Source organism: Hymenobacter sediminis (assembly GCF_003231285.1).
In the GTDB taxonomy this organism is placed as follows: domain Bacteria; phylum Bacteroidota; class Bacteroidia; order Cytophagales; family Hymenobacteraceae; genus Hymenobacter; species Hymenobacter sediminis.
In genome coordinates this window covers 25968-46408 of sequence record NZ_QKNS01000011.1, presented here as the reverse complement: position 1 = coordinate 46408, position 20441 = coordinate 25968, and the positions used below count along the sequence as shown (strand labels likewise).

The window sequence follows — 20441 nt, the reverse complement described above, 5'->3', positions numbered from 1 at the left end:
CATACACCTCGAAGGTGGTGCTTACCCCGGCTTGACTGTGCACGTGGATGCGCCCGCCAGCATTCTTCACGATGCGCTTGAACAGTTAAATATCATGCCTATAGCACTGATACTTGGTTAAAAGTTAAACGAGCAGCCTTTCGGTGGCCTGTCGCCGAAGCACGCCAGCGCCGCTGGTTACGGCTGTCGGGGCCGAGAAAGGCTTACCTTTCTCGGCCCACTGGACGGCGGATTGCTGCGCTCTTGCTTTTACGCGCTGTCAGTCGCCGTTTCAGTATGTAAAGAGGCTAGACCTTATCGGTGGCGACCTCAAAGATGCTATCTGGAAAATGCGGCGTCTCCAGGCGAAGTAGCCGTGGAGTCTACTGTTTGCTCTCCTGAATTACTTCGCGGATCATGCGCAGAAAGGCAGAATCATCAATTGATTCATCCATTTTCCGGATACGGATCAACTTGATACCCGCTTTTGAAAAGATACTATTCTTAATTGCATCCCGCTTTTGCGCCTCTTCCGAGTCATGCCACACACTATCCAACTCAAAGAAATGAGTAGGTACGTAGCCCTCGGCTGGGTCGAACATCACGCAGTCAATTATCCCCGAATAGAAGAACCTCCTCTCTTCGGCCGTTAAGACAGCCTGCAGGTTTTTAATATCCAGTAGGGTGCTGAAAGCTACGTTGGGGTACACCAAGTAGGAATCATACGCACGTTTCAAGGCCTTGTAAAAGTGCTGTTCCTGATTTGATTTGAATAATGAAATTCGGTAGTCCATCTCGGGTATGGCATCTACCTCCGGCTGGGTTGTAATCTGAATGGTGTCGCTTTGCGAGTGCTTCACCCGCTGCGGCTGCCCCCGCTCGTAGTCGTTGATAATCTTCTGACACTCGGGCTCGTTGGGCATCATCCGCGCATACATAACGGATGTTTCTTTGTCTCTGCGGCTGCGCACGGCCAGATTTACAATCAGCAGCTTGTAGTGCTCTTCACTGAACTCATACATTTTGCCGCGGTGCAGCGAAATCATAACGGTTAGGTTATCCTCCACACTCGCTCGCATAAGATCATACGAAGGCAATAGCCGGAAAAACTCACTTGCAAACACGTTGGCCGCCTGGTTCAGCAGCGGATCAGATTTGATTTTTCCCTTGTTCTGATAGAGCCAGCTGAGAACTGTTTTCCAATCCTCTTTCTGAATTGCTTGGTATGCCTCTTCCTGATCCATTAGCTGTGGTTTGAAACCAAAAATACTGGTAGTATGCTGACTTCAACCACCAATTATATTCGACTAAAATTTAAAAAGGCTTTTATAATATAAACGTGCGTTTATGTAATGATACAGAAGCAAACTTGACCTTTGCTGCCAGAATTATCGACCTATGTATTATTTATGAAGCGCCGTCTATGGTCTATATGACAAGTACAAAAATTACTTGCTAAGTAGGCAAGTTATTATCTCGTTGCTTTTATAGTAAGATCAATATAAGACAAGCTTAATAGGTTTGAAAGTTATATCTTTCCTCCTTATTTATGTAAGTATTTTACAATAATTTAGGAATGTGGTCTGATAGTGAAACTACCAATGATTTGCTCGGCTTCCGAGTTCATGCAGATCTACTTGAGGCTTTAGTGCTCGACGACGGTATCCTGCCAGTCACGATAGGAGTATTTGGCGACTGGGGAAGCGGCAAATCCAGCATCATGCGCATGATGGAGGCCAAACTCAACGCCCTTGAGGATGATACGCTTTGCTTGTATTTCAATGGCTGGGTGTTTGAAGGCTATGATGACGCTAAGGCCGCATTATTGGATTCTATCCTTAAAGCCTTCACCGACGAGAGACGGTTCGGCCCTGCGGTAAAAGCGAAAGTCACCCAGCTCTTCAAATCGGTCAATTGGATGCGGGTGATGGGGTTAGGCCTCAAGAATGTAGCGTTGCCACTGATCCTGGCCCACATGGGCGAGCCCACTAGCGTACTTGCCGCCGTATCCGGTGCACTACCGGCCGCAGCCGGCGTAGTCAATAAAATTGGAGGGGCGCTGGGCGTTGGCAAGAAAAAGAAGGACGACGAAGCCGGGGCAGATGAAGAGGAGAAAACCGACTTCAGCTCGTTGCTACAGGAAACACCGGAAGAGAAGACCATGCTGGTGCGCGAGTTTCGGCAGAATTTCGAAGAGCTCCTGGCTGAAACCAACATTACCCGGTTGGTTGTGCTCATCGATGATCTGGACCGCTGTAGCCCAGATCGCCTCATTGAAAACCTGGAAGCAATCAAGCTATTCGTCAACGTACCCAAGACTGCTTTTATCATTGGCGCCGACCCGCGCATTGTCAAGCACGCCATTGAGTATCGCTATAAATCCCGCATTACGGCAGATGAGCCGACCAATGCGGATGCGCGAACGGAACGCATCAGTGACCAGTTCGTGCGGGATTACCTGGAAAAGCTGATTCAAATTCCTTACTACTTGCCCCGCTTATCCGACTCGGAAGTAGAAACTTACTTATCTCTGTTGTTTTGCGAAAAGCACTTGACAACCGCCACGCATGGTCGCGTGCTCAGTGAGTTTGAAAGATTTAGAACCGCGAACCGCTACGGTGCCTTCGGCTTTGCCGACCTGAGTACCTTACTTACGCCTGAGGAAGCACAGCAACTAAAGCTGAATGCGCCTCTGGTTACATCGCTAGCGCCCGTCATTACGGAAGGCCTGAAGGGAAATCCGCGCCAGATCAAGCGCTTTCTCAATTCGTTTACCCTTCGTACGCGCTTGGCCGGGGTAGCTAAGTTTACCAGTTTCCGGCTTGATGTATTGGGCAAGCTCATGGTGCTGGAGTACGCGGAGCCGGGCCTGTTTCGTAAAATTTACGATTGGCAAGCTGGCCAAGAAGGCGAACCAAGGGAGCTGACTGAGCTGGAAAGCTTGGCGGGTGAGGGTAATATTGATGAAATCAAGAACAAGCATGGAGCACACTGGACGTCGGAGCGAGTAGTACGCTGGTTAAAGGTAGAGCCTCTATTGGCAGAAGTAGACTTGCGCGACTACTTCTGGATTTCGCGCGACCAGCTGGCCGGCAGTATCAGCGGTGCCTCACTGATTCCTCCGTTGATCAAAACCTTGTTCCGGGAATTGATGGAATATGGGTCAGAAACTATTCTGCGAGCCTCTGCCTCGAAAGCCACTCAGCTAAAGGATAACGAGCAAACGATTCTACTGGAGATGATGGTGCAGGAGATTGCCAAACGCCCGGCAAATATCAAGGGACACCGCGTGCTGATTGACTTGGTAATAACCGGCATGCCGGATGCACTAGCGGCCTACAAACGAGCTTTGGCTAACATCAATCACGCCGACATACCCTACTCACTACATAATACTCTACGGTTGAACGAGGGTAAAACACCCAGTCTGAAGGAATTATATGGGGTGTATGATCCTTCTTCAAGAATCGGCAAAGCCATTGCGGGCTCGAAAAAGTAATGGGAACTACGCAGCGAATTATACCTGGCGTGACCGGGGAGCCCAACTGGGGCAGCCTCAGCTTAGATGTCACGACCGTATCTAAAACAGTTGATAAGGAGGAACAGCTGGCCAACGCAAGCCAGCCTAATCCTAGGCTGCAGCAGAAACTCAGTCAGCGAAAGAGCGCCCAAATTAAGAAAACCGTTGGGCACTTGATTGCCTCAGCAGGTGGCCGGGCAGCCGTGCGCAATGGTTCGTCTGCAGCAACCGGGCGGGCAGGCACCCGCGTAGCCCGTCGGCTGACTCGTTTGTTTTCGGTGGTTGGCACCAGTGGATTGGCAGGCGCATTAACTACACCTACTGCCACATTTGACTTCACTGGACTCACAGTAGAGGAAGTTATCACACGCATTCTGCTGCTTTGTGCCGACGGCAGCACTGGCATGGATGAAACCGCTGCCCTAGCCGCCTGCGCCCACGTGTTGGAGCAGCTAGAGCAACCAGGCCAAACCCCGCAGCAATTTGAAGCAGCAATGCAAGCCGCCGTCGCGGGCCCGGGCCTGGAAGAACTGCTGTGCCAGTATTTCGGCTACTACATTTTCGAACATCTAGCCCAGCGATTCCAAGAAAAGATCACGCAGCTCAAAGGTGCAGCAACAGCTGCCGCCACGTTTGAGGAAATTAAGCTTGATATCCTGGGCCTAGTACTGGTCATTGCAGCGGCTCGGCCTCTAGCACAGATCAACTGGGCAGGGGCCCAAGGAGACCAAATCATTGAAGATATTTTTGACAGTATTCTAGCTCTCTACTAACGATGAAGCTTGACCTGACCATAACGGCCCCGGCCACCTTGGATGCCGACGATGTACTGCGGGCTACAGTTGAGTTCAGCAATCCGCGCGCTTCCTCTCGACAAGAGAGCGCAACAATCGTTCTCAAATGCGGCGATATTCTGGCATATTGCCGCCACGCCTCCCCGGCCGCATTTGATCTGTTGTTTCTGGCGTCCTGTGTCTACGGCATCGACCGCTTGGTGGAACGGCGACCTCACTCTGTAGATGGCTGGTCTCGTGAATTAAGCATGTCGTTGCCAGTGTTGGATACTGCGGCTTGGCAGGGCCGGGAAGACGTTGTGGCCCAACTGCTCTCGTTTCTGACCGGTGACTATTGGCAAGTAGAGTTTACCGCCAGCCCCTTGGTGCTACCAGTTCCGGCCCCCGGGGACCTTCCACCGGCAGGCATTGATCAGATTAACCTATTTTCCGGGGGACTCGATTCACTCATCGGTGCCATTGACTTCCTGAAAAATAAGCCTGCGCAGAAATTGTTATTAGTATCGCATTATGACCCTAACATGCACGGGCCGAAAAGCGACCAATTTAAGCTGGCCCAAGCACTGACCGCTCAATTCTCGCAGCAGTTTGAGTGGAGTAATTCTATTGGTGTGTTTTTGGAAGATGCCACACCCGACTCACAAGAGAATACGCTTCGCAGCCGTTCCTTGCTGTTTATTAGCCTAGCCATCCTGCTGGGCGATGCCATCGGGGGTGGGGTACCGATCTGGGTGCCTGAGAATGGAAGTGTGTCTCTGAACTACCCGCTCAGTGCCTCCCGGCGCTCGTCATGTAGCACGCGGACCACGCACCCACGGGTTATTCAGGATATCTGCCAGCTCGCCGACCAGTTGGGCCTGTCAACGGCGATCAGCAACCCGTACGAATTCCAAACCAAGGGGGAAATGGTAGCCGGGTGCGCGGATCTTCCTTTCCTGCTGAGCATTGTCGGCGAATCAAATTCCTGTGGCAAACGGGGTCATCCCCGAGGCTGGGTGCGGCTAGGTTCTTCGCACTGTGGCGTGTGCATGCCGTGTGTGTACCGCCGGGCCGCGTTGTTGGGCCATCCCGACCCAACTACTTACGGCAACAACCTGGAGGAATTGAAATACGATGCTGGATTTCAGCGCCTGACGACCAAACGCGGACAGGATCTGGATGCCTGCCTGTCGTTTTTGGCCTCAACCTTAACCCCCCGTCAGATACGCACCGAACTGCTTATCAACGGAATTAATGATACAGCGAAGCTGCCGGGCTATACTACCTTAGTGGGTAAAACCAGGCAGGAGTTGGCCGCTTGGGTGAGTACGTGTCGGGAGCCTAACTTGCGCCACAAAGCTGGCCTGCCATGATTGACGCCCACTGCCACATCGACCTCTATCCCAATCCGCTGCAGGTAGCCCATCGCTGTGAGCAGGCTGGCGTAACAACGTTGGCCATGACTAACTTACCCAGTCATTTCGCCTTAGGAAAGCAGCATTTGCAAGGCTTTCGCAACATCCGATTGGCCTTGGGGCTGCATCCGCTGCATGCGCTTCGTCACCAGGCCGAGTATGCCTTATTTAAACAATACCTGCCCCTAACCTCCTACGTTGGCGAAGTAGGGCTGGACTTCAGCCGTGAAGGCTTGGCTACGAAGCAACAGCAACTGCAAAGTTTTGCCTTCGTCCTGCGGTGCGTTCAACAACAGCGCAAATTGCTGAGTATTCATTCTCGCGGTGCCGAGCAGCAGGTTGTGGACATGTTAGTGGAGTACCACTGCAAGCTGGCGATATTTCATTGGTACACCGGGTCACTTCCAGTGCTGCGTACTATAGTCGGTCAGGGCTACTATTTTTCGGTCAACCCGGCCATGATTCGCTCAGAAAAGGGGCGTCAGATCATTGCAACCATTCCGAGAAACAAAATCTTGACAGAAACAGATGGTCCATTTGTGCAGGTTGGCAACGCATTGGCTGAGCCTGCTCACGTCGAGATAGTGCTAAACTACCTCGCCCTGCACTGGGAGGTATCCATCCAATACGTGACTGATCAGATTCAAGACAATTTCAAGGAGTTGCTCAGCCACTTACGAAGCCGATAAAGTATTATCTAAGGTACAGGTATCTCGTTACGAAGGCTGCCTTCCATGTACTTTGATTCCTGAACAAGTTTTCTAAACCGTTTTCGGCCCGTTCAGCAGCATTTCTCTTCGCTACTGCCATACGATTGACATGTACAATTAAACGAGCAATTTATTGAAGGGTAACACAGCAACTAAAGTGTTTCTGGCTGGAGGAGTTGAGTAGTTGAGCGGAGGTAGGCCGGTCAATAGGTGAAGGTGATGTTCACGCCTGCATTCCATTTTCCTTGTGCGTCCTGCCAGCGCGGTGCCGTATCCTGTAAGATAGAGGAATCCAATTCTAGCAATAGGGCAGGCTCATTATTTACTCGAACACTGACCTGTGCTTTGTCCGCCCCCCGGGGTGCGATAAAGTCTGCTGACTCAATATCCTGAAAGTACAAGCTCAGGTGGAGCGTTCGGCTGTGCAGCTCCGCTTGCTGCCAGGTCGAGGTGTTGATTGGGTTCAGGTTCCCGATCGAGGAGCCGGTGGACGTCACCACAGGGGCTGTAAGCAGCACATCCACTGCCTTCTGTTGGTTTACAGGGCTTTGCGACAGGGTGAGGCGTGGGGTGGAGAAGGTCCCGTATTTCGCCCCACTGACCACGATGTGTACTGCACTGGCCGAAGCAGCACTGGGAGTAGGGGCTCCGGATTTCTCACTGCAGCCCGTCAATACGACCTGGCTAGCGAGCAGCAGACCATAAAGTATCTGTTTCATAAAGTTAAGTGGGGTTTTACAACTTTTGTGCGATAATGTGCGAAACGGCTCCCTCTAGCGCACTACCTCTACCCACCCGCGTAGCGGCGTTTGCCCCGGAGCCGTTAGCCAATAATAGTAGGCACCCGCCGGGAGGCCCGTCGCCGTCCAATCCTGACGATAGTCAGCGGTGTGATACACTAGGGTGCCCCAACGCGAAAAGATACGCAATTCCCATGGTCCGGTGGGCAAGCCAGGCAGCCGGAAGGTTTCGTTGAGCCCGTCGCCGTTAGGCGTGATAATATTCGGAGTACTTAGGGCAACGGGGGGCAGGGTGCTGGCCAGCTTAGCGATGAAGGCATCGGAAAAGCCGGCTGCAGAAAGCGTGTAGTCGTCGAAAGACTCGGCATAGTTACTCCCCCCGGTCAGCAGTACTTCTCCCTTTGGAGAGAGGGACAGCTGCTCAACGGCCGCCGGACCCGAACGCTTCCAGCGCAGGGCCCCGTCAGGGGCCAGACAAAGCAGGGTAGTACCCACTATCCGGCCCGGCGGGGGCAGCACGCGCGCATCCGGTAAGGTAAGGGCCAAGTACCGGTTACCGATAGCGTCCAGGGCCAAGCCCGGCACGCCATCAGGATGAGTAGGATCATCACCACTGAATGACTGTCCTTGCAGTACGTCTCCCTGGGGACTGAGCAGTAGCAGCAGCACATCCTGGTGGCCCTGGGCGGTGAAGACCGGCCCATTACGGCCGCCGTGCAGGATGCCCCGGAATTGACATGCCAGCAACAGGTTGCCCCCTGTTTCCACAGCCACTCGGCGCACCTGTAGAGTGCCCGCTCCATCCGAGCCCGGCAGCATTTTCCTCCAGAGGATACGACCAGCGGGATCCACGTTGGTCAGGTAGGTTTGCTGGTAGCCCCCGGCTGGATGCCCTGGGGCAATCTTCCAGTCGTAACTAATGACGAGCATCTGTCCGCCCGCCCCAACACTCACTTGCTCGTACGCCGAGCCGTTGAGCGTGCCAAATCCCGTTTGAACCCAAGCTAGCGTACCCTGGGGGGTGTACTTGGCCAGGAAGGTGCCGCTGGTTGTGCCAGGAGTAAAGAGCGGGTACTGTTGCTCGAAGCGGGTACGCTGCTCCGTAGCCCCGATTAGGTAGACGTTCCCTAGACCATCCAAGGACATCTTTACCGCCGTGCTGACGGCAGGCCCGACAGTTTGCCGGGCCCACTGCAAAGCGCCCTGAGGAGAATACTTCACCAAGAAAAGTTCCGAAAATGGATTGCCCCCAATTAAGGTCACAGTGCTTACTATCATCGAAGCCAGCGGGTTGAGGCTAGGATCATCCGCCGCTGAGGAGAAATAACCGGTAATCCAGGCATTGCCTGCATCATCCACCGCCAAGTCGAAGACAGTATCTGTGCCGGGTCCACCGGCTGGGCGTATCCAAAGCAACTGGCCCTGAGGGTTATATTTGGCCAAGTACACATCCGTATCTCCCTGGCTGGTAAGCGTTACAGAGCCGAAGGTGGCAGTGCCCGAGAAAATGCCTGTCGCATACACATTGCCGGCCGCATCGGCGGCAATGTTATCCCCCCCATCAAAGCCCGTGCCCCCGCCCGAGGCGAGCCACCGGTACCCTGGGGCTGTTTGCGCGCCCGCCGGGGTAGAGCTATACAGACTTAAGCAGACGAGCAGCACCCAAGACAGATAGCGCAGCGGACCTTTCATGGATAAAAGGAAAGGGGTAAAGGCACAGGAGAGTATTCGATAGCCGGTATGACAGCGCGCATCAGCCTAGCATGGCTGAAAACATTAAAAAGATAACCTCTCAGGTCTGCCTAGTGCTGATCACGGGTTAGGGTTAGGGTTAATGTGTAACCTGTATCCGCTCAGATACAGCATTCTTACCTTTCCCCACCCGGATCTGGTATAATCCCTCAGGGAAGTCGCGAACGTCGAAGATGGCCTTGCCAGATCTTGCTTTTTGGCTTTTCATCTGTTTGCCGAACCGATCATATAGCTCTGCCTCAAACTCCGTATTACTTGACACTCCACCTTCAACTATGCTGCTCTCATTGGCTGTTACGGTCACCTCGTCGCTAACCGGGTTTGGAGCCACGCGATAGCCATAGGTTCCTTTGGAAGCGATAAATACAAAACGACCTACTTCAGGGCAAGGTGAGTTGAGGGCTGTTGCTGTAATGTTAACAGCCTGTCCTGGCTTGAGTATAAATTGAGTCCACTTACCTGTGGTATTAGCCAGATACAGCCCGACCATGTCTGCAGTGAAGCTGTAGGTGTACGGTGTATTCGTGAGTTGCATATTCACATATCCGCCTTGCGGATTAGTGATATCAATGTATTGATAAGTAGTTAACGCTACCGGGTTTGAATAGCTGGGCCCATACCCACTGGTATAGTAGCCACCGGGGGAAGGAGTCGTAAAATCTACATAGGTCGTAGTGGTGGAAGTACCACAGCCCGTGCGGGTAAGGGTAAAGCTCCCCCCTGATGAAGTGCTGGCCCCCTGAATGCTAAAGCTGGCGGAAATCGGGTTGGACTGCTGCAGCGTAAGTCCGTTGGAGGGAGTTACAGAGTAGGTATAGGCTGCATTATAGTTCATGATTTGATAGGTAGCCCGCTTCGCACATTTATCGATAGAGGATAGCAAAATAGCTGGGGTAGGAGCAGGCACTACCGTGACGGTGACCGAGCTGGTGCGCGTTTCCTGGTTCGGTAGGGTTACCGTTAACGTGTAGGTGGTTGTAGCTGTCGGTTGAACCCGGATCTGCGGAACACTGGGAACATAGGGCATGTTAGTTCCGGCAATGGACCATACATACATCGCACCCGGAATACCGCAGTTGGTTCCAATGGTAACCGGTGTGTCTGGACAGGTTGAAACAGCTGGCCCAGCCGTAGGAATTTTGTAGATCCCTACGGCATCAACGTAATGGTAAACTTGCGTCTGCGGTTGGGATGCAGGCGGATTTGATTGTTGGAAATTTCCAATGTTTACGTAGTAGGTTTTCCTTTCTGTTGGTTTGAACGTGCCCGTAATAGGAGTCCACTGGCTTGAGCTGACTAGGCCATTGATGCTAAAATCTGCACTGGCGCCGTATACCCTAGGAGAGTACCCAGTAGAGGAAGTAGTGGTATAGCTGTAGTCACTGGGTGAATTTTGAGTAAGGGCCATTCCGACCGAAGTAGCGTAGCTCGGATCAGGTGAAGCGCTTGCCTTATAGGCATGCATAGTTAAGTAGTATTCAATACCAGCCTCTAATACTATGCCCGTTCGCTGAGTGATGTATTCTATGTAGCGGTCAGTCCCAAAAGTGCCATTACTAAAAGTGTAGAGTCCAATACACCCATTATTAGGGCTCGAACTAGGGTAAGGACTAAAGGCCCCTCGCACTGTTGAATTGGGATTTGCCCCAGTGCCAGCAGGAGCATTAACTGCGTAATAATCGGGCGTCGAGTAGTTAGTTGCCTCCCAATTTGCCACATCTCCAGTTGGATTCAGTGACCACTTCACGTTGTTTTGACCTGTAGTAGGTGTAGATCCATTCTGGGCGTCAAAATCTCCGTTTGGAATCAGGTTACATGTGTTTTGGCCTAGAGACCGAAAAGTCAATCCTAAACTTAATAGGATTGCAAGAGCGAAATATGTTCGCACAAATTTACTTATCAACATTGAAGGCATTTTTATTAAAAAACTTATTATTTTGCTTATTGTTTTTACTAAAATTAATAACTATCATAATTCTCTTAAAATTATATTTCTTCGCAATGAATCAGGAGATAATTTAAGCCATTTATTTATCAATTTTTTGTTTATTGGAGTTCCATATTTATTATTTGGCATAGCAATTGGTATGAAAATACCTTGATTGTTGTTTTTATAAAATCCAATTAAAGTTGTGTCTTTTAATACTTTATTATGATATACGATCTTTAAATTCACACTAAATTTTGGTGTATAATACACATCAATTTCTTCGCGTATATATCTATTTTTTTTGTCAAATTTATTTCTATAAATAAGATTTTGATTAAAATTAATATTAACTTCTTCTCCTTTGTAGAAATATCCTAACAAGACAAATTTAGAAGAAGATTTTTTTTGACACGAAAAATTTAATAAAGAAATCAAGGCAAAAAATGGAAGTATTTTCATGACAATTATTTTTTACGAGTATTTCTATTTAATTCACCACTCCAAAACTTATTGACAATAGATTGTATTTGGCCTCTCGTAGCAGGGCCAGTGGTGTTGGACATATAATGTTCAATCGTGCCGGGACCGAAGTATCTGCCTGTCATTTCTTTATTCCCAATTGAATAATAATTCATAAAATTGGTCAAGTTATCAAAGTTTTCAAAATCTACATCTTCTTGTGCCTTGTCATAACTACCATATTTATCTGCATTCTTGTTATATCTTGCATCGAAGTCAAAAGGGTGAACTAGTCCGCCACTATGTCCTATTTCATGCATTAAGGTTCTTTTGTCGTGGAACTTACCTGTTGATGCATATATCGTTTTCGCATTAAGGGCAATATAATTTCCATACATATGACTGTACCCAGCCACAGTTTCTTTTGTATTATCTGAATTAAAGTTAGCATCATCATGTTTTATCTCAATTAATGTTTCGTATGATTTGAGATCCTTTTCAGAAGATATTTTCCTTATCTCCAGTGTAGCATTTATATTTTTATTTTGAAATACAGACTTGAACATCGCTCTTTGGTCTTGCATGAAACTATTTAAATTTATATTATTATTAGAATTATCTAATACGGCTGCAACATATCTTATGTTTATTTGTAGTTGTCCATTTACGGTCTTAGTTGATATAAACCAATCTTTACCGTCTACATCCGTAGCAACTACTGGGAAGTTACCTGCATAACTATACGGGGATAGAGGGTAATAATTAGTTGCATGAGGGTCAATGGCATTCCATCTCCCTATTTGTGAGTTATACATCCTAGCTTTATAATCCGACCAATTTAGGTCAAATTCCGTTTGTTTCTCTTTCCCATTATACTGGAACTTACTGTAATCGGTGTTGACTGTTTCAATTCCCACTAGATTCAGCCCCCACGGATCGTAATGGTTTTCCTGATACTGCTGCGGGTCTACTGCTTTCAAGGCCAGATCATCAAAGTACGCTGGTGTACCGCTCTCGTTGAGGACGCTCACGCGCACAAACCCAGCGCTGTCGGCCTTCATCCCAGCTTCCAGGTGTTGCCACTCATCGGTAGCTGTCCGTTCCAAGGGTTGCAGGCGGGTGGCCACCAGTTGGCTATCCTGAGTGAAGAGTTCGTAGCGCAGGAACGCTTTGGGCAGCTCCTCCTGCTTACGCTTGAACAGTTGGGGCACCAGACCGATACCCGCCCCCACATACGGTAGGAACCGGCGACGACTCGCTGTGGGTTGGCCTCGTTCAACTCCTCCCCCGCTGGGGCTGCCCGCGACAGCCGCACCCGCTACCACGGCTCCTCGGCGCAGGAAACGCCCGGTGGCTGCTGTATGGTCATAGCGCCCATACACTTCTGCTCGCACGCTGTCCCCTGCCTGCACGGGCCAGCTGATGGTGGGGCCCTGACGACGTCCTTCCTGGGCAGAAAGACGCGCGACGTACCGCCCGGTATGGGCGCGCTGGGCATCCTGCTGCCGAGTTTCTTCCACATGAGCAAACGCCTGCTCCTCCTGCGGCGCGTTGACCGGCTCCATGGAGGCCGTGCGCTGCGCCGTGTTTCCGCCTTCCTCCCGGAAGGCGTACCGTAGATTGCCCAGGTGGTCTTTCAGGTGGTACTCGTACTTCCAGCGGTAACTGCCTGCAGGTACACTGGCCGTATACAGCACCCGGCCCTCCGCCGTGTGGGCAAAAGAAACCTGGCCCTGTTCATACACGAAGGCGCCAGCATACTCCGTCGTCGCGGAGGGTGTTGCCCCGCCGCCAGTGAAGACCTGCTTGCGCAGCTTCGTACCCGCTGCCGTGTAGGTGTACTCAATCCGATTAGCGCTGGAGCCAAACTCAATGCGATAGGGTAAATTCAGGTGATTGTAGGCCACCCGCGTGATCCCCTTGTTCCGGTCCAGCAGCAGATTGCCGTTATCATCGTACTCGTACTCCACCGGGCCCGTGCCACTTGCGGTGCGGTACTTGGATCCATTATCCTCAAAGTCGTGCCCGGCCGCTGTCGCGGGCGCCGCGTCATCAACGGCCAGCAAGCGGTTGCTACGCTTGCCGGTGGCATCAATATAATAGTAGGTCAATTGATCCAGCAGTCCTTTTTGGGGTGCCGCATCAGACCCGTTAACGGTTCCCTGGCGCGTCATCCGCTCGATGTTGCCGTTGGCATCATAGCGAATGTCGGAGACGGAGAAGTCGGTGGTGGAGGTACCCCACGTGTTGCTTACCTGCGACTTATAGCTGGCGGACGTCAGGCGGTTCACCCCATCGTAGCCGTAGGCATAGCCTTTGAGACCCGTTTTCGTGCTGCCCCGGCGGGTTTGCCACAGGGCCTCGGCAATGTTGCCGTTGTACTGCTGGGCACCTGCAAGCTGCAGCCCCTGGTCGTACTTCAGCTCCAGAGCGAACAGATCCGGGGCCGAGTTACCATCCGGGTCCGCGTCGAAGCCCTCGATGGTGGCCCCATCCGACAGGGCCCGGTCGTTGAGGTGGGTCAGCCAGCCGCGGATGTTGTAGCGGTAATCCACTGACTGCAGGAAGGAGGCTCCGTTGTCGGTGCTGTGCAGCTTTTTGTCTACCAGCTGCCCCAGGGCGTTGTACTCCAGTTTGGCCAGCAGCACCGGCACCTGTCCTCCCGTACTCTGTGTCGTTTGCAGTAGGCGTCCTTGCTGGTCATAGGTGAACTCGTTGCGGATCGTATGCCTCGCCCCGTAGCCCGAGTGCGTTAGCGTCGTGGCCACGACCCGCCCGGTGAAGGGCTCCAGCTCGTGCGTGGTCTGGTCCCAGCCCGAGACGGCATTCTGCGCGATGGTCTGCAGGGGCCGGTAGTCGGTATTTGCTCGCTATTGTGGACGCGACCCAGCAGCGATTAACATCCTTCGCCCTAACCATGACCACGGTCGTGGCTGATGCCGGCTACAGCTCCGGAGAGAATTACAAGCAACTCGAAGCGCGTGGTCTGACCGGCTATATTCCCGCCCATGGTAAGTACAAAGCCGAGCACACCGGCTTTACGTACGATACAGGCCATGACCGTTATATCTGTCGTCAAGGCAAGTATCTGACCTTCGACAAGCAGATTGTCGATGCACAGGGCAATCCCAAGAAACGCTACATGGCGAAGGCCGCCGAATGCAAGGTCTGCCCACTGGCGGCTCAGTGTAAAGGCAAAAAGGCCCGCGAGAAACGGTTGCACCATACCCTCTACAAAGCCCAGTATGAGCGTATGCTCGCCCGTTTGGCCACGCGCCTGGGGCAGCGCATGCGGCGCCTGCGCGCGGCAACGGTCGAACCGGTACTGGGTAGTTTGATCACCTACTACGGCTTGCGCCACCTCAGCAAGAAGGGCCAAGCAGGCGCGGCCAAGGTCCTGTATATTGCTGCGATGGCCTATAATCTGAAGAAGTACCTGCGCTGCCACACCTGTCAGCCAGGCACTAGGGTGAACTCCCTACCAGCACCTAGGCCCGTTCGTTGGCTCATACTATACTTTTGCAACAGCCACAAAGACTTATACCACCGTTTAGATGAACTTATGCGTTATTTAGTCTATCCTCTAGGCTTGCGCTTTACCTGCCCCTTCCAATGAACCGAAAATATGCTTATTGCGCTTCGCTGGTGGTTGCCCTGATGGGTAGCAGCGTCCTGGCCCAAATACCCCCCAGAAAACGCGTCGGCAAACCGGTGGTCGTACGGCCCCGGGTAAGGGAAAAGCCTAAGCCTTCCGTTGAACCATGGGAGTGCCATATAGGCGAAGTAGAGTTTGCCAGGGAGCAGATGCGCCTCTTCGAGTTGGGCGATACACTTGGCCAGCCGCTCGAGGCGAACCGGGTCTGGACTTACGTGGAGCAAATGCCGACGCTGAACGGTCAAAACGCCTTAACCAGCAGCATGGCGGCCATCCACCAGTATTTGGTCGTGCCCCCGGCCGCCCCAGACGGCCGCGTGTTTGTGCGGTTCGAGGTCGATAAGGAAGGCCGTGTTCGCCATGCGCAGATCGCGAGGGGGCTGCGGGCCGACGTGGATTCGGCCGTCGTGGCGGCCACGCGGCAGCTTCCACGTTTTGTTCCCGGCCAGCAAGCAGGGCAGGCGGTGGACGTGAGCTTTACGGTACCCGTAACCATTCCGGTAAAGAGGCAGCCGTAAGCTCCGCCGCCGCGTTGTTGGGCTTAGTTGGGTGGGTTTTAATAACTCTCTCCTTATTTTATTCGGACCATTTGAATGAACTAGGCTTTGGTGAATACGATGCTATTTAACAGTTGTGGTAGCCCTGTAAGCGCGCTCGGCTTTTAAGAAATCTCGCATAAAGAGCCGGGATGATTCGCGTATTTCTGGAGAAACCACAAGGGGGGAATCAGCCTCCATAAGGACTATGAATTGGCGATACGAGGCATATTTCTCCATCAGCTTGCCTTGACAGATACGTTCTACGGCAATCTGGTTGGCTCGAGCATCATTGTAATAGGGCCCCTGATGCTCCAAACACTGGCAATATAATTTGGCTGCTTCGGCACCATCCTCGCCAAAACGACAGCTTGCAACTAGCAAGGTCGGGATACATAAAAATAGGCGAAGGTTCATAACGCAAAATATCGCTCCTTTAGCTGAACATAGTGTTCAACTAGACGAGCGGTTTATTATTCACTATATGGCTTATATTTTCGTTAATGGGATTCGTTTAATGATGGCAGTAGCAATGAAGAAATGGGAGCGCTTGGTAGTCATGATGGCTATGTTTCCAGGAATCGTTTCCTGCAGCTCCTCGCCGACATTCCGAACGTACGTGCCTGGGGTCTCATCAGGGGCTTATGTTGAGTTAGAGCTACGGGACGTCGGGTGGAAGACTCCAACGCAGCAAATCGACGTCACATATTGTTCTTCCCAGGGGCTATTTTCCGGCGATAACAGTCAGCAGCTCGGGTTCTATACCATCAGGGCTCATGAGCCGTTTTTTCACGACCTCCATTTAGCCGCGGAGTGGCAGGGCTCGCAACGGGTACTTATTCGCAACACCTGCCAAGACCGCCGCCCCTTTGACGCCCCGCCCCTGGTCATTGATGTCGGGGCGTTACAATTGGAGGGCGACATCGACCACAACAACTATGTAAAGTTGAAACCGTCGAGCCAGCCGCCGCCCCCGCAGGAAGCGTTCCCCGAGGGCCCATCCTTGCCACTGGAAGACAAGGCCTACACCTACGTGGAAGAAATGCCGGTCTTCTCAGGCGAGCGCGGCGCCGAGCGCGTGCCAGCCAATTACGTCACGCTCGGCCGCGCCATTGGCCGGCGGCTGGTGCTGCCCCAAGCGGCCAAAAAAGGGGTTGTGCTGCTGCATTTGGTGGTGGACAAGGCGGGGGACGTACGCCACCTGCGCATCAAAGAGGGCCTGGGCGCCGCGACCGATTCGGCCGTGCTCGCGGCGGCGCGGCAACTCCCCCGCCTCGTTCCCGGCAAGCAGAGAGAGCAGCCCGTGAGCGTCGAGTTTACCGTGCCCGTTTCTATTGATTAAGTCGGCAAAATCAACAGCGCAACAGGGCACAGGAGCCAAGCAATAGGGCGTAAAACTAAAATGGTGCGGGGCTTTTTTCGTCAGAGGCCCCGCCCGGTCATGCCCGCAGCGCCGTAACGTTAACGCTACTCGGAGTTCACTCAAACGGTCGTGGCTGTTGCAGAACTCTATCTGTATTCCAGATAAACTATGTTTTACCCTATGTTGACAGAAAATAATGGCGGTAAGTGGGCTTTTTAGCCTGTTCCCGACTGTGATTCTATTCGGCAGATTCACTATTGGGAGTTCTGCAACAGCCACGGTCATTTTAATGAACGTACGGTATTTGCCATTTTTCGAGAAGCCCCCAACCTGTGCGCGTTGACACGTCCGCCCACTCGTCATCCGTTTAACTGTTTGTACCAAATTTTTAACCATGGCTAGGTTGGCTACCTGGAAAGTCCAAGGGGGCGCCAGAACAAATGAAGCTCCAGCACCACGGCCAACACGAGCCAGCAGGCGTATTGCAGCAGCATCAGAGCATCCGCCACCAGACCAAGGCGGGTGGTGCGGTCCAGGCGCCGCGTGTGCCACACGTAGGAAATGACGATGCTAAGCACTACCCACGCCCAGCTTAACCGGCAGATGATCACGAGTGCAGTGTAGGAATAGACCTTCGGTAGCCCGGGCAGCCCCGCCAAATAGTCCGTGTAGAGCTCTATATCACTGGCGGCAAACAGCAGTAGCAATCCGCAGAAGGTTAGCAGCCCCAGCAGCAATGACCGAAGTAGTGGCATCATCTCAATCTAATCGAACAAAGGGTACCCCCAAGAAAGGAAGCCTCGCGCACATGATGGCCTGGATGGAGCCGCTAGTCCACCGCATCTTCTCCCGAGACGGGGTGGACTAGCATGGGGGACCCCATTTAAAACGGCGCTATCTGCCACCAGCCACTGGCTCAATGGGAGCTGTGCACAATATCGAAGGTGAGTGTCTGAGCCGGCTCTGTTTGCAGCGTCAGCGTATAGCGGTCCAGCGCCTGCTGCGGGCTGAGTTGCTTAAACTCACGGTGGTAGAGCTCCTGCTTTGCCAGTCCGTCACCTTCCCGCTCAGGGGGGCGGAAGTAGAAGTGGCATTCAAAAAAATCCGTGCGGTTCGTATACGTGCGTACCCATTGTCCCCCTGGCGTCCCATCAGCCTGGACCTGCGTGGCTGTCACCTGGTGCTGGGCGAGGTCTGCCTCCCACCGGTACGTGAGGCGACTACTGCGGTGCCAGCGCTGACTACCCGCTGGTTGGCGCTCGTGCAAGGTGAGACAGACCCGGTCTGAGCCAACGCGCGTCAGCCGGTAGCAGGCAAGCGTGTCACCACTCACGCCCGGGGCCGTGTTTTGTACATAAAGCGTTTGCCCAGCGGGCACGAGCTCCGATGCCAGCGCCAGGAAACGGGCGGGGCTAAAGTTACCCACGATAAATAGCTGCCCCGCCTCAATCGTAAGCGGGGTTGTATACTGATGAAATACCCCTACACAAGCCGTTTTGCCCCGACGAGTTACCTCATTCCCCAACAAGAACCGAGCGGTAGAGCGGCTGACTGTATCGGGGCCCTGGCTCAGCAACTGATACCGTTCGGTTACCCGCCCCAGCCCTTGCGGAGTGGCCGTGTAGCGTTCCAGCACATAGGCTCGCTGGCCCACCTGCAAACACCGGGTAACGGCTCTCACGCCGTCAGCTTCGACAGCCTGCTGGTAGCGGAGAGTCGTTTCTAAGCGCTGGTCAAAGGTTTGTTGCGCGATGGTCAGTAGATCAAGGGTGCTCCCTTGGGCCTGCACACTCGTGCCTGCACCAAGGCCCCACGCGCTTAGTGCCCACAGCAGATAGAGGCTCCTTTTCCACGGCATCCGCGCGCGGCTCAGGCTTCCTATCCCTGCTTGTGGCGCTGGGAGATTGTCTTCTCGGGATATACTCATCGAAAAACGCTCGTATCTGGTGTATGCGGTGGCTGACCTTCTCCGTGTCCTGAGAGCAGCTTACGCAGGGGCCAACGTTCTTAAAAGAGACTATTTTCTGAGCCGTAGCTACGGCCCTGCAAGGCTGGAGGTCTAGCCAGCAGTTGGGCTGGCTTAGTCCATGAACGGGCGTTTACTCGGATCGTATGGCTCCGGCATAAAGAACCATATGCCTAGCGCCAGCAACAGCAACCAAGCATATAGAAGACACATCAGGACTTCGGCCACGGTGCCCACAACTGTTTTGCGATCCAAGTGCCGCGTGTGCCATATGTATGAGCCGGCAAAGCTCAGTGCCACCCACGCCAACGCTATCCACTGGATGCTCCTGGTACCCTCCGTACTCAGATACGTAGGCAGGCCGAGCACTCCACCCACATGGCGACTGTAGAATCCACTCGAGCTAATTAAATCTAGACCCACCGTTACCGCGATGGTGACAACCCCAATGAGTAACGATCGGATGATCGGTCCGAGCAAGAAAGAACGCATGTAAGTCGGATTCAGTAAGGGAGAGACGGGAGCGATCAGATGGGACGCTTCAGGGATGCGCGGGTGGACAACGGCGGATAAAGAAGGCCAAAAGCTGACCTATTGGTCGTGAAACGGCGCCGTGACGAAAGGTAGGGCCAACCGAGTCTAAGGCGCTCTTCGCAACGTCCTTCTTAGCTCCTGGATGCTACCATCAAGGTGACGGGCCGTGGCCGCGGGCATAGGGTAGGCCCGCCATGTTCGTAGCAGCTGTAGCAGTAAAGGGCCATACCCCCGCTTATATCTTGGATCGTTGAGCGTGGCTAATTCGCGGCTGAAGGTACTATAGGCCAGGAGGCGCCGGGTGGGTGGCAGGCGATGCTGGCGCTTCAGAAAGGCTTGCTCCCGGCTGATCCAGTACGGCAGCAGGCGGTATTCTTCCTCCGCCTCGCCATTAACACCGCCGGCAAAGCATTGCTCGTAGCGCCGGGGCAAACCCTTCAGGTCGGCCGTCAAGTAGCGTGCAAATTGTCGATAGGCAACATCCCAAGTCCAACGGTCCAATCCGTCAATAGCCTCTTGGGGCAGCGGCTGGTCACGTCGCACTTTTTCCGGGGGTACGTGGCCCCGCTCCAGCACCGAAAACTGCAGGATATCCCCCGGAGCCGCCACCAACGCCTCGTCCAAGCACTGGTATAAACAATACAAGGCTAGGGTATCCGGATGACTCAGCACCTGGTAATAACCCCGCTGCCCACGCAGGGCCATGTGGGACCACATAACGATGGGGCGCCGCCCCGTATCCGGGACCAACGTCGTGTACGGATGACGGCACTCCAGTACCAGCGTATCATTCACCCGCAGCTCTTGCCAGGCGGGCAGGCGGGTCGGCGTAGGTTGGGCCGTCGTCGTCCCCGCTTGCTGCGCCCCGGTGGCGGGCGCTCGCTCCCTGCAGCTGCTGCTCACACCAAGCAGCAGCAGCCCGCTGCAACACCACGGAACATAAGACAAGGCAGGTAGGGTATTCAGCATCGAACGAACCATAAGATAAAGCGTCCTATCCAGGAAGGGGCACCTTAATTGCGTGCTTAGGTTAAGCGTGAATTCACTTGTTGCGGTCGATTGCCTGCCACCTCTACCCTGCGGCAGGCGATGCTGGCGCTTCAGGCCAA

At 53.2% G+C, this 20441-nt stretch carries 17 protein-coding genes; 7 read left to right on the top strand and 10 right to left on the bottom strand.

The features are described from left to right. Positions 1-362: 362 nt before the first annotated feature. The gene (locus tag DNI29_RS22345; protein ID WP_110980375.1) at positions 363-1223 is read right to left on the bottom strand and encodes a DUF2726 domain-containing protein; all 861 of its coding nucleotides are present in this window, start codon (positions 1221-1223) and stop codon (positions 363-365) included. A gap of 362 nt (positions 1224-1585) precedes the next feature. On the opposite strand from DNI29_RS22345, the gene DNI29_RS22340 reads away from it, so the two are divergent. Genes DNI29_RS22340 through qatD form a run of 4 tightly spaced genes read left to right on the top strand, consistent with a single transcriptional unit; the run spans position 1586 to position 6376 of the window. Then, positions 1586-3478, top strand: a complete 1893-nt coding sequence (locus tag DNI29_RS22340) for a KAP family P-loop NTPase fold protein (protein WP_238388188.1) — start codon at positions 1586-1588, stop codon at positions 3476-3478. Continuing rightward, entirely contained in the window at positions 3478-4272 is a 795-nt protein-coding gene (locus DNI29_RS22335) for a Qat anti-phage system associated protein QatB (RefSeq protein WP_110980373.1), read from the top strand. The genes DNI29_RS22340 and DNI29_RS22335 overlap by 1 nt, the downstream gene beginning before the upstream one ends. A 2-nt stretch (positions 4273-4274) precedes the next feature. Then, the gene (gene qatC, locus DNI29_RS22330; RefSeq protein WP_110980372.1) at positions 4275-5645 is read left to right on the top strand and encodes a Qat anti-phage system QueC-like protein QatC; all 1371 of its coding nucleotides are present in this window, start codon (positions 4275-4277) and stop codon (positions 5643-5645) included. Beyond that, complete coding sequence (gene qatD / locus DNI29_RS22325) at positions 5642-6376, top strand: Qat anti-phage system TatD family nuclease QatD (protein WP_110980371.1); 735 nt, start codon at positions 5642-5644, stop codon at positions 6374-6376. Before qatC ends, qatD begins: the two co-directional genes overlap by 4 nt. Positions 6377-6600: 224 nt before the next feature. Here the strand turns inward: qatD and DNI29_RS22320 are convergent, their stop codons facing one another. The 5 genes from DNI29_RS22320 to DNI29_RS22300 form a co-directional block, all read right to left on the bottom strand. Next, positions 6601-7116, bottom strand: coding sequence for a hypothetical protein (locus DNI29_RS22320; RefSeq protein WP_110980370.1), 516 nt, complete (start codon positions 7114-7116; stop codon positions 6601-6603). A gap of 54 nt (positions 7117-7170) precedes the next feature. Then, on the bottom strand, positions 7171-8829 hold the full coding sequence (locus DNI29_RS25035; protein ID WP_110980369.1) for a T9SS type B sorting domain-containing protein: 1659 nt from the start codon (positions 8827-8829) through the stop codon (positions 7171-7173). 139 nt (positions 8830-8968) lie between these two features. Continuing rightward, positions 8969-10297 carry a T9SS type A sorting domain-containing protein gene (locus DNI29_RS24335; protein WP_123823388.1) on the bottom strand — a complete coding sequence of 443 codons (1329 nt, stop codon included), beginning with the start codon at positions 10295-10297 and terminating at the stop codon, positions 8969-8971. Between the two features lie 561 nt (positions 10298-10858). Then, entirely contained in the window at positions 10859-11278 is a 420-nt protein-coding gene (locus tag DNI29_RS24330; RefSeq protein ID WP_123823387.1) for a hypothetical protein, read from the bottom strand. 5 nt (positions 11279-11283) lie between these two features. Beyond that, positions 11284-14046, bottom strand: coding sequence for an RHS repeat-associated core domain-containing protein (locus tag DNI29_RS22300; protein WP_110980366.1), 2763 nt, complete (start codon positions 14044-14046; stop codon positions 11284-11286). Between the two features lie 95 nt (positions 14047-14141). Here DNI29_RS22300 and DNI29_RS22295 point away from each other — a divergent pair, with 95 nt between their 5' ends. Both DNI29_RS22295 and DNI29_RS22290 read left to right on the top strand, forming a co-directional pair. Then, positions 14142-14894: a transposase gene (locus DNI29_RS22295; RefSeq protein WP_110980365.1), complete on the top strand. Its 753-nt coding sequence runs from the start codon at positions 14142-14144 to the stop codon at positions 14892-14894. Further along, positions 14891-15451 carry an energy transducer TonB gene (locus DNI29_RS22290; RefSeq protein WP_110980364.1) on the top strand — a complete coding sequence of 187 codons (561 nt, stop codon included), beginning with the start codon at positions 14891-14893 and terminating at the stop codon, positions 15449-15451. The genes DNI29_RS22295 and DNI29_RS22290 overlap by 4 nt, the downstream gene beginning before the upstream one ends. A gap of 102 nt (positions 15452-15553) precedes the next feature. Here DNI29_RS22290 and DNI29_RS25030 read toward each other — a convergent pair whose 3' ends face one another. Beyond that, a complete protein-coding gene (locus DNI29_RS25030) occupies positions 15554-15886 on the bottom strand; it encodes a hypothetical protein (protein ID WP_110980363.1) in 333 nt (110 codons plus the stop codon). Between the two features lie 67 nt (positions 15887-15953). Here DNI29_RS25030 and DNI29_RS22280 point away from each other — a divergent pair, with 67 nt between their 5' ends. After that, positions 15954-16811: an energy transducer TonB gene (locus DNI29_RS22280; protein ID WP_110980362.1), complete on the top strand. Its 858-nt coding sequence runs from the start codon at positions 15954-15956 to the stop codon at positions 16809-16811. A gap of 428 nt (positions 16812-17239) precedes the next feature. Here DNI29_RS22280 and DNI29_RS22275 read toward each other — a convergent pair whose 3' ends face one another. The 3 genes from DNI29_RS22275 to DNI29_RS22260 all read right to left on the bottom strand — a co-directional run bounded on the left by DNI29_RS22275 (position 17240) and on the right by DNI29_RS22260 (position 20313). After that, positions 17240-17590, bottom strand: a complete 351-nt coding sequence (locus DNI29_RS22275) for a hypothetical protein (protein WP_123823386.1) — start codon at positions 17588-17590, stop codon at positions 17240-17242. Positions 17591-17748: 158 nt separating this feature from the next. Beyond that, positions 17749-18690, bottom strand: a complete 942-nt coding sequence (locus tag DNI29_RS22270; RefSeq protein WP_123823385.1) for a hypothetical protein — start codon at positions 18688-18690, stop codon at positions 17749-17751. Between the two features lie 747 nt (positions 18691-19437). Further along, complete coding sequence (locus tag DNI29_RS22260; RefSeq protein ID WP_110980358.1) at positions 19438-20313, bottom strand: hypothetical protein; 876 nt, start codon at positions 20311-20313, stop codon at positions 19438-19440. Positions 20314-20441: the final 128 nt, after the last annotated feature.

Coding starts and splice junctions, on each gene's coding strand:
- DNI29_RS22345 (WP_110980375.1), bottom strand. CDS start 1,223: ATGGATCAGGAAGAGGCATACCAAGCAATTCAGAAAGAGGATTGGAAA.
- DNI29_RS22335 (WP_110980373.1), top strand. CDS start 3,478: ATGGGAACTACGCAGCGAATTATACCTGGCGTGACCGGGGAGCCCAAC.
- qatC (WP_110980372.1), top strand. CDS start 4,275: ATGAAGCTTGACCTGACCATAACGGCCCCGGCCACCTTGGATGCCGAC.
- qatD (WP_110980371.1), top strand. CDS start 5,642: ATGATTGACGCCCACTGCCACATCGACCTCTATCCCAATCCGCTGCAG.
- DNI29_RS22320 (WP_110980370.1), bottom strand. CDS start 7,116: ATGAAACAGATACTTTATGGTCTGCTGCTCGCTAGCCAGGTCGTATTG.
- DNI29_RS25035 (WP_110980369.1), bottom strand. CDS start 8,829: ATGAAAGGTCCGCTGCGCTATCTGTCTTGGGTGCTGCTCGTCTGCTTA.
- DNI29_RS24335 (WP_123823388.1), bottom strand. CDS start 10,297: ATGGCCCTTACTCAAAATTCACCCAGTGACTACAGCTATACCACTACT.
- DNI29_RS24330 (WP_123823387.1), bottom strand. CDS start 11,278: ATGAAAATACTTCCATTTTTTGCCTTGATTTCTTTATTAAATTTTTCG.
- DNI29_RS22290 (WP_110980364.1), top strand. CDS start 14,891: ATGAACCGAAAATATGCTTATTGCGCTTCGCTGGTGGTTGCCCTGATG.
- DNI29_RS25030 (WP_110980363.1), bottom strand. CDS start 15,886: ATGAACCTTCGCCTATTTTTATGTATCCCGACCTTGCTAGTTGCAAGC.
- DNI29_RS22280 (WP_110980362.1), top strand. CDS start 15,954: ATGGCTTATATTTTCGTTAATGGGATTCGTTTAATGATGGCAGTAGCA.
- DNI29_RS22275 (WP_123823386.1), bottom strand. CDS start 17,590: ATGATGCCACTACTTCGGTCATTGCTGCTGGGGCTGCTAACCTTCTGC.
- DNI29_RS22270 (WP_123823385.1), bottom strand. CDS start 18,690: ATGCCGTGGAAAAGGAGCCTCTATCTGCTGTGGGCACTAAGCGCGTGG.
- DNI29_RS22260 (WP_110980358.1), bottom strand. CDS start 20,313: ATGGTTCGTTCGATGCTGAATACCCTACCTGCCTTGTCTTATGTTCCG.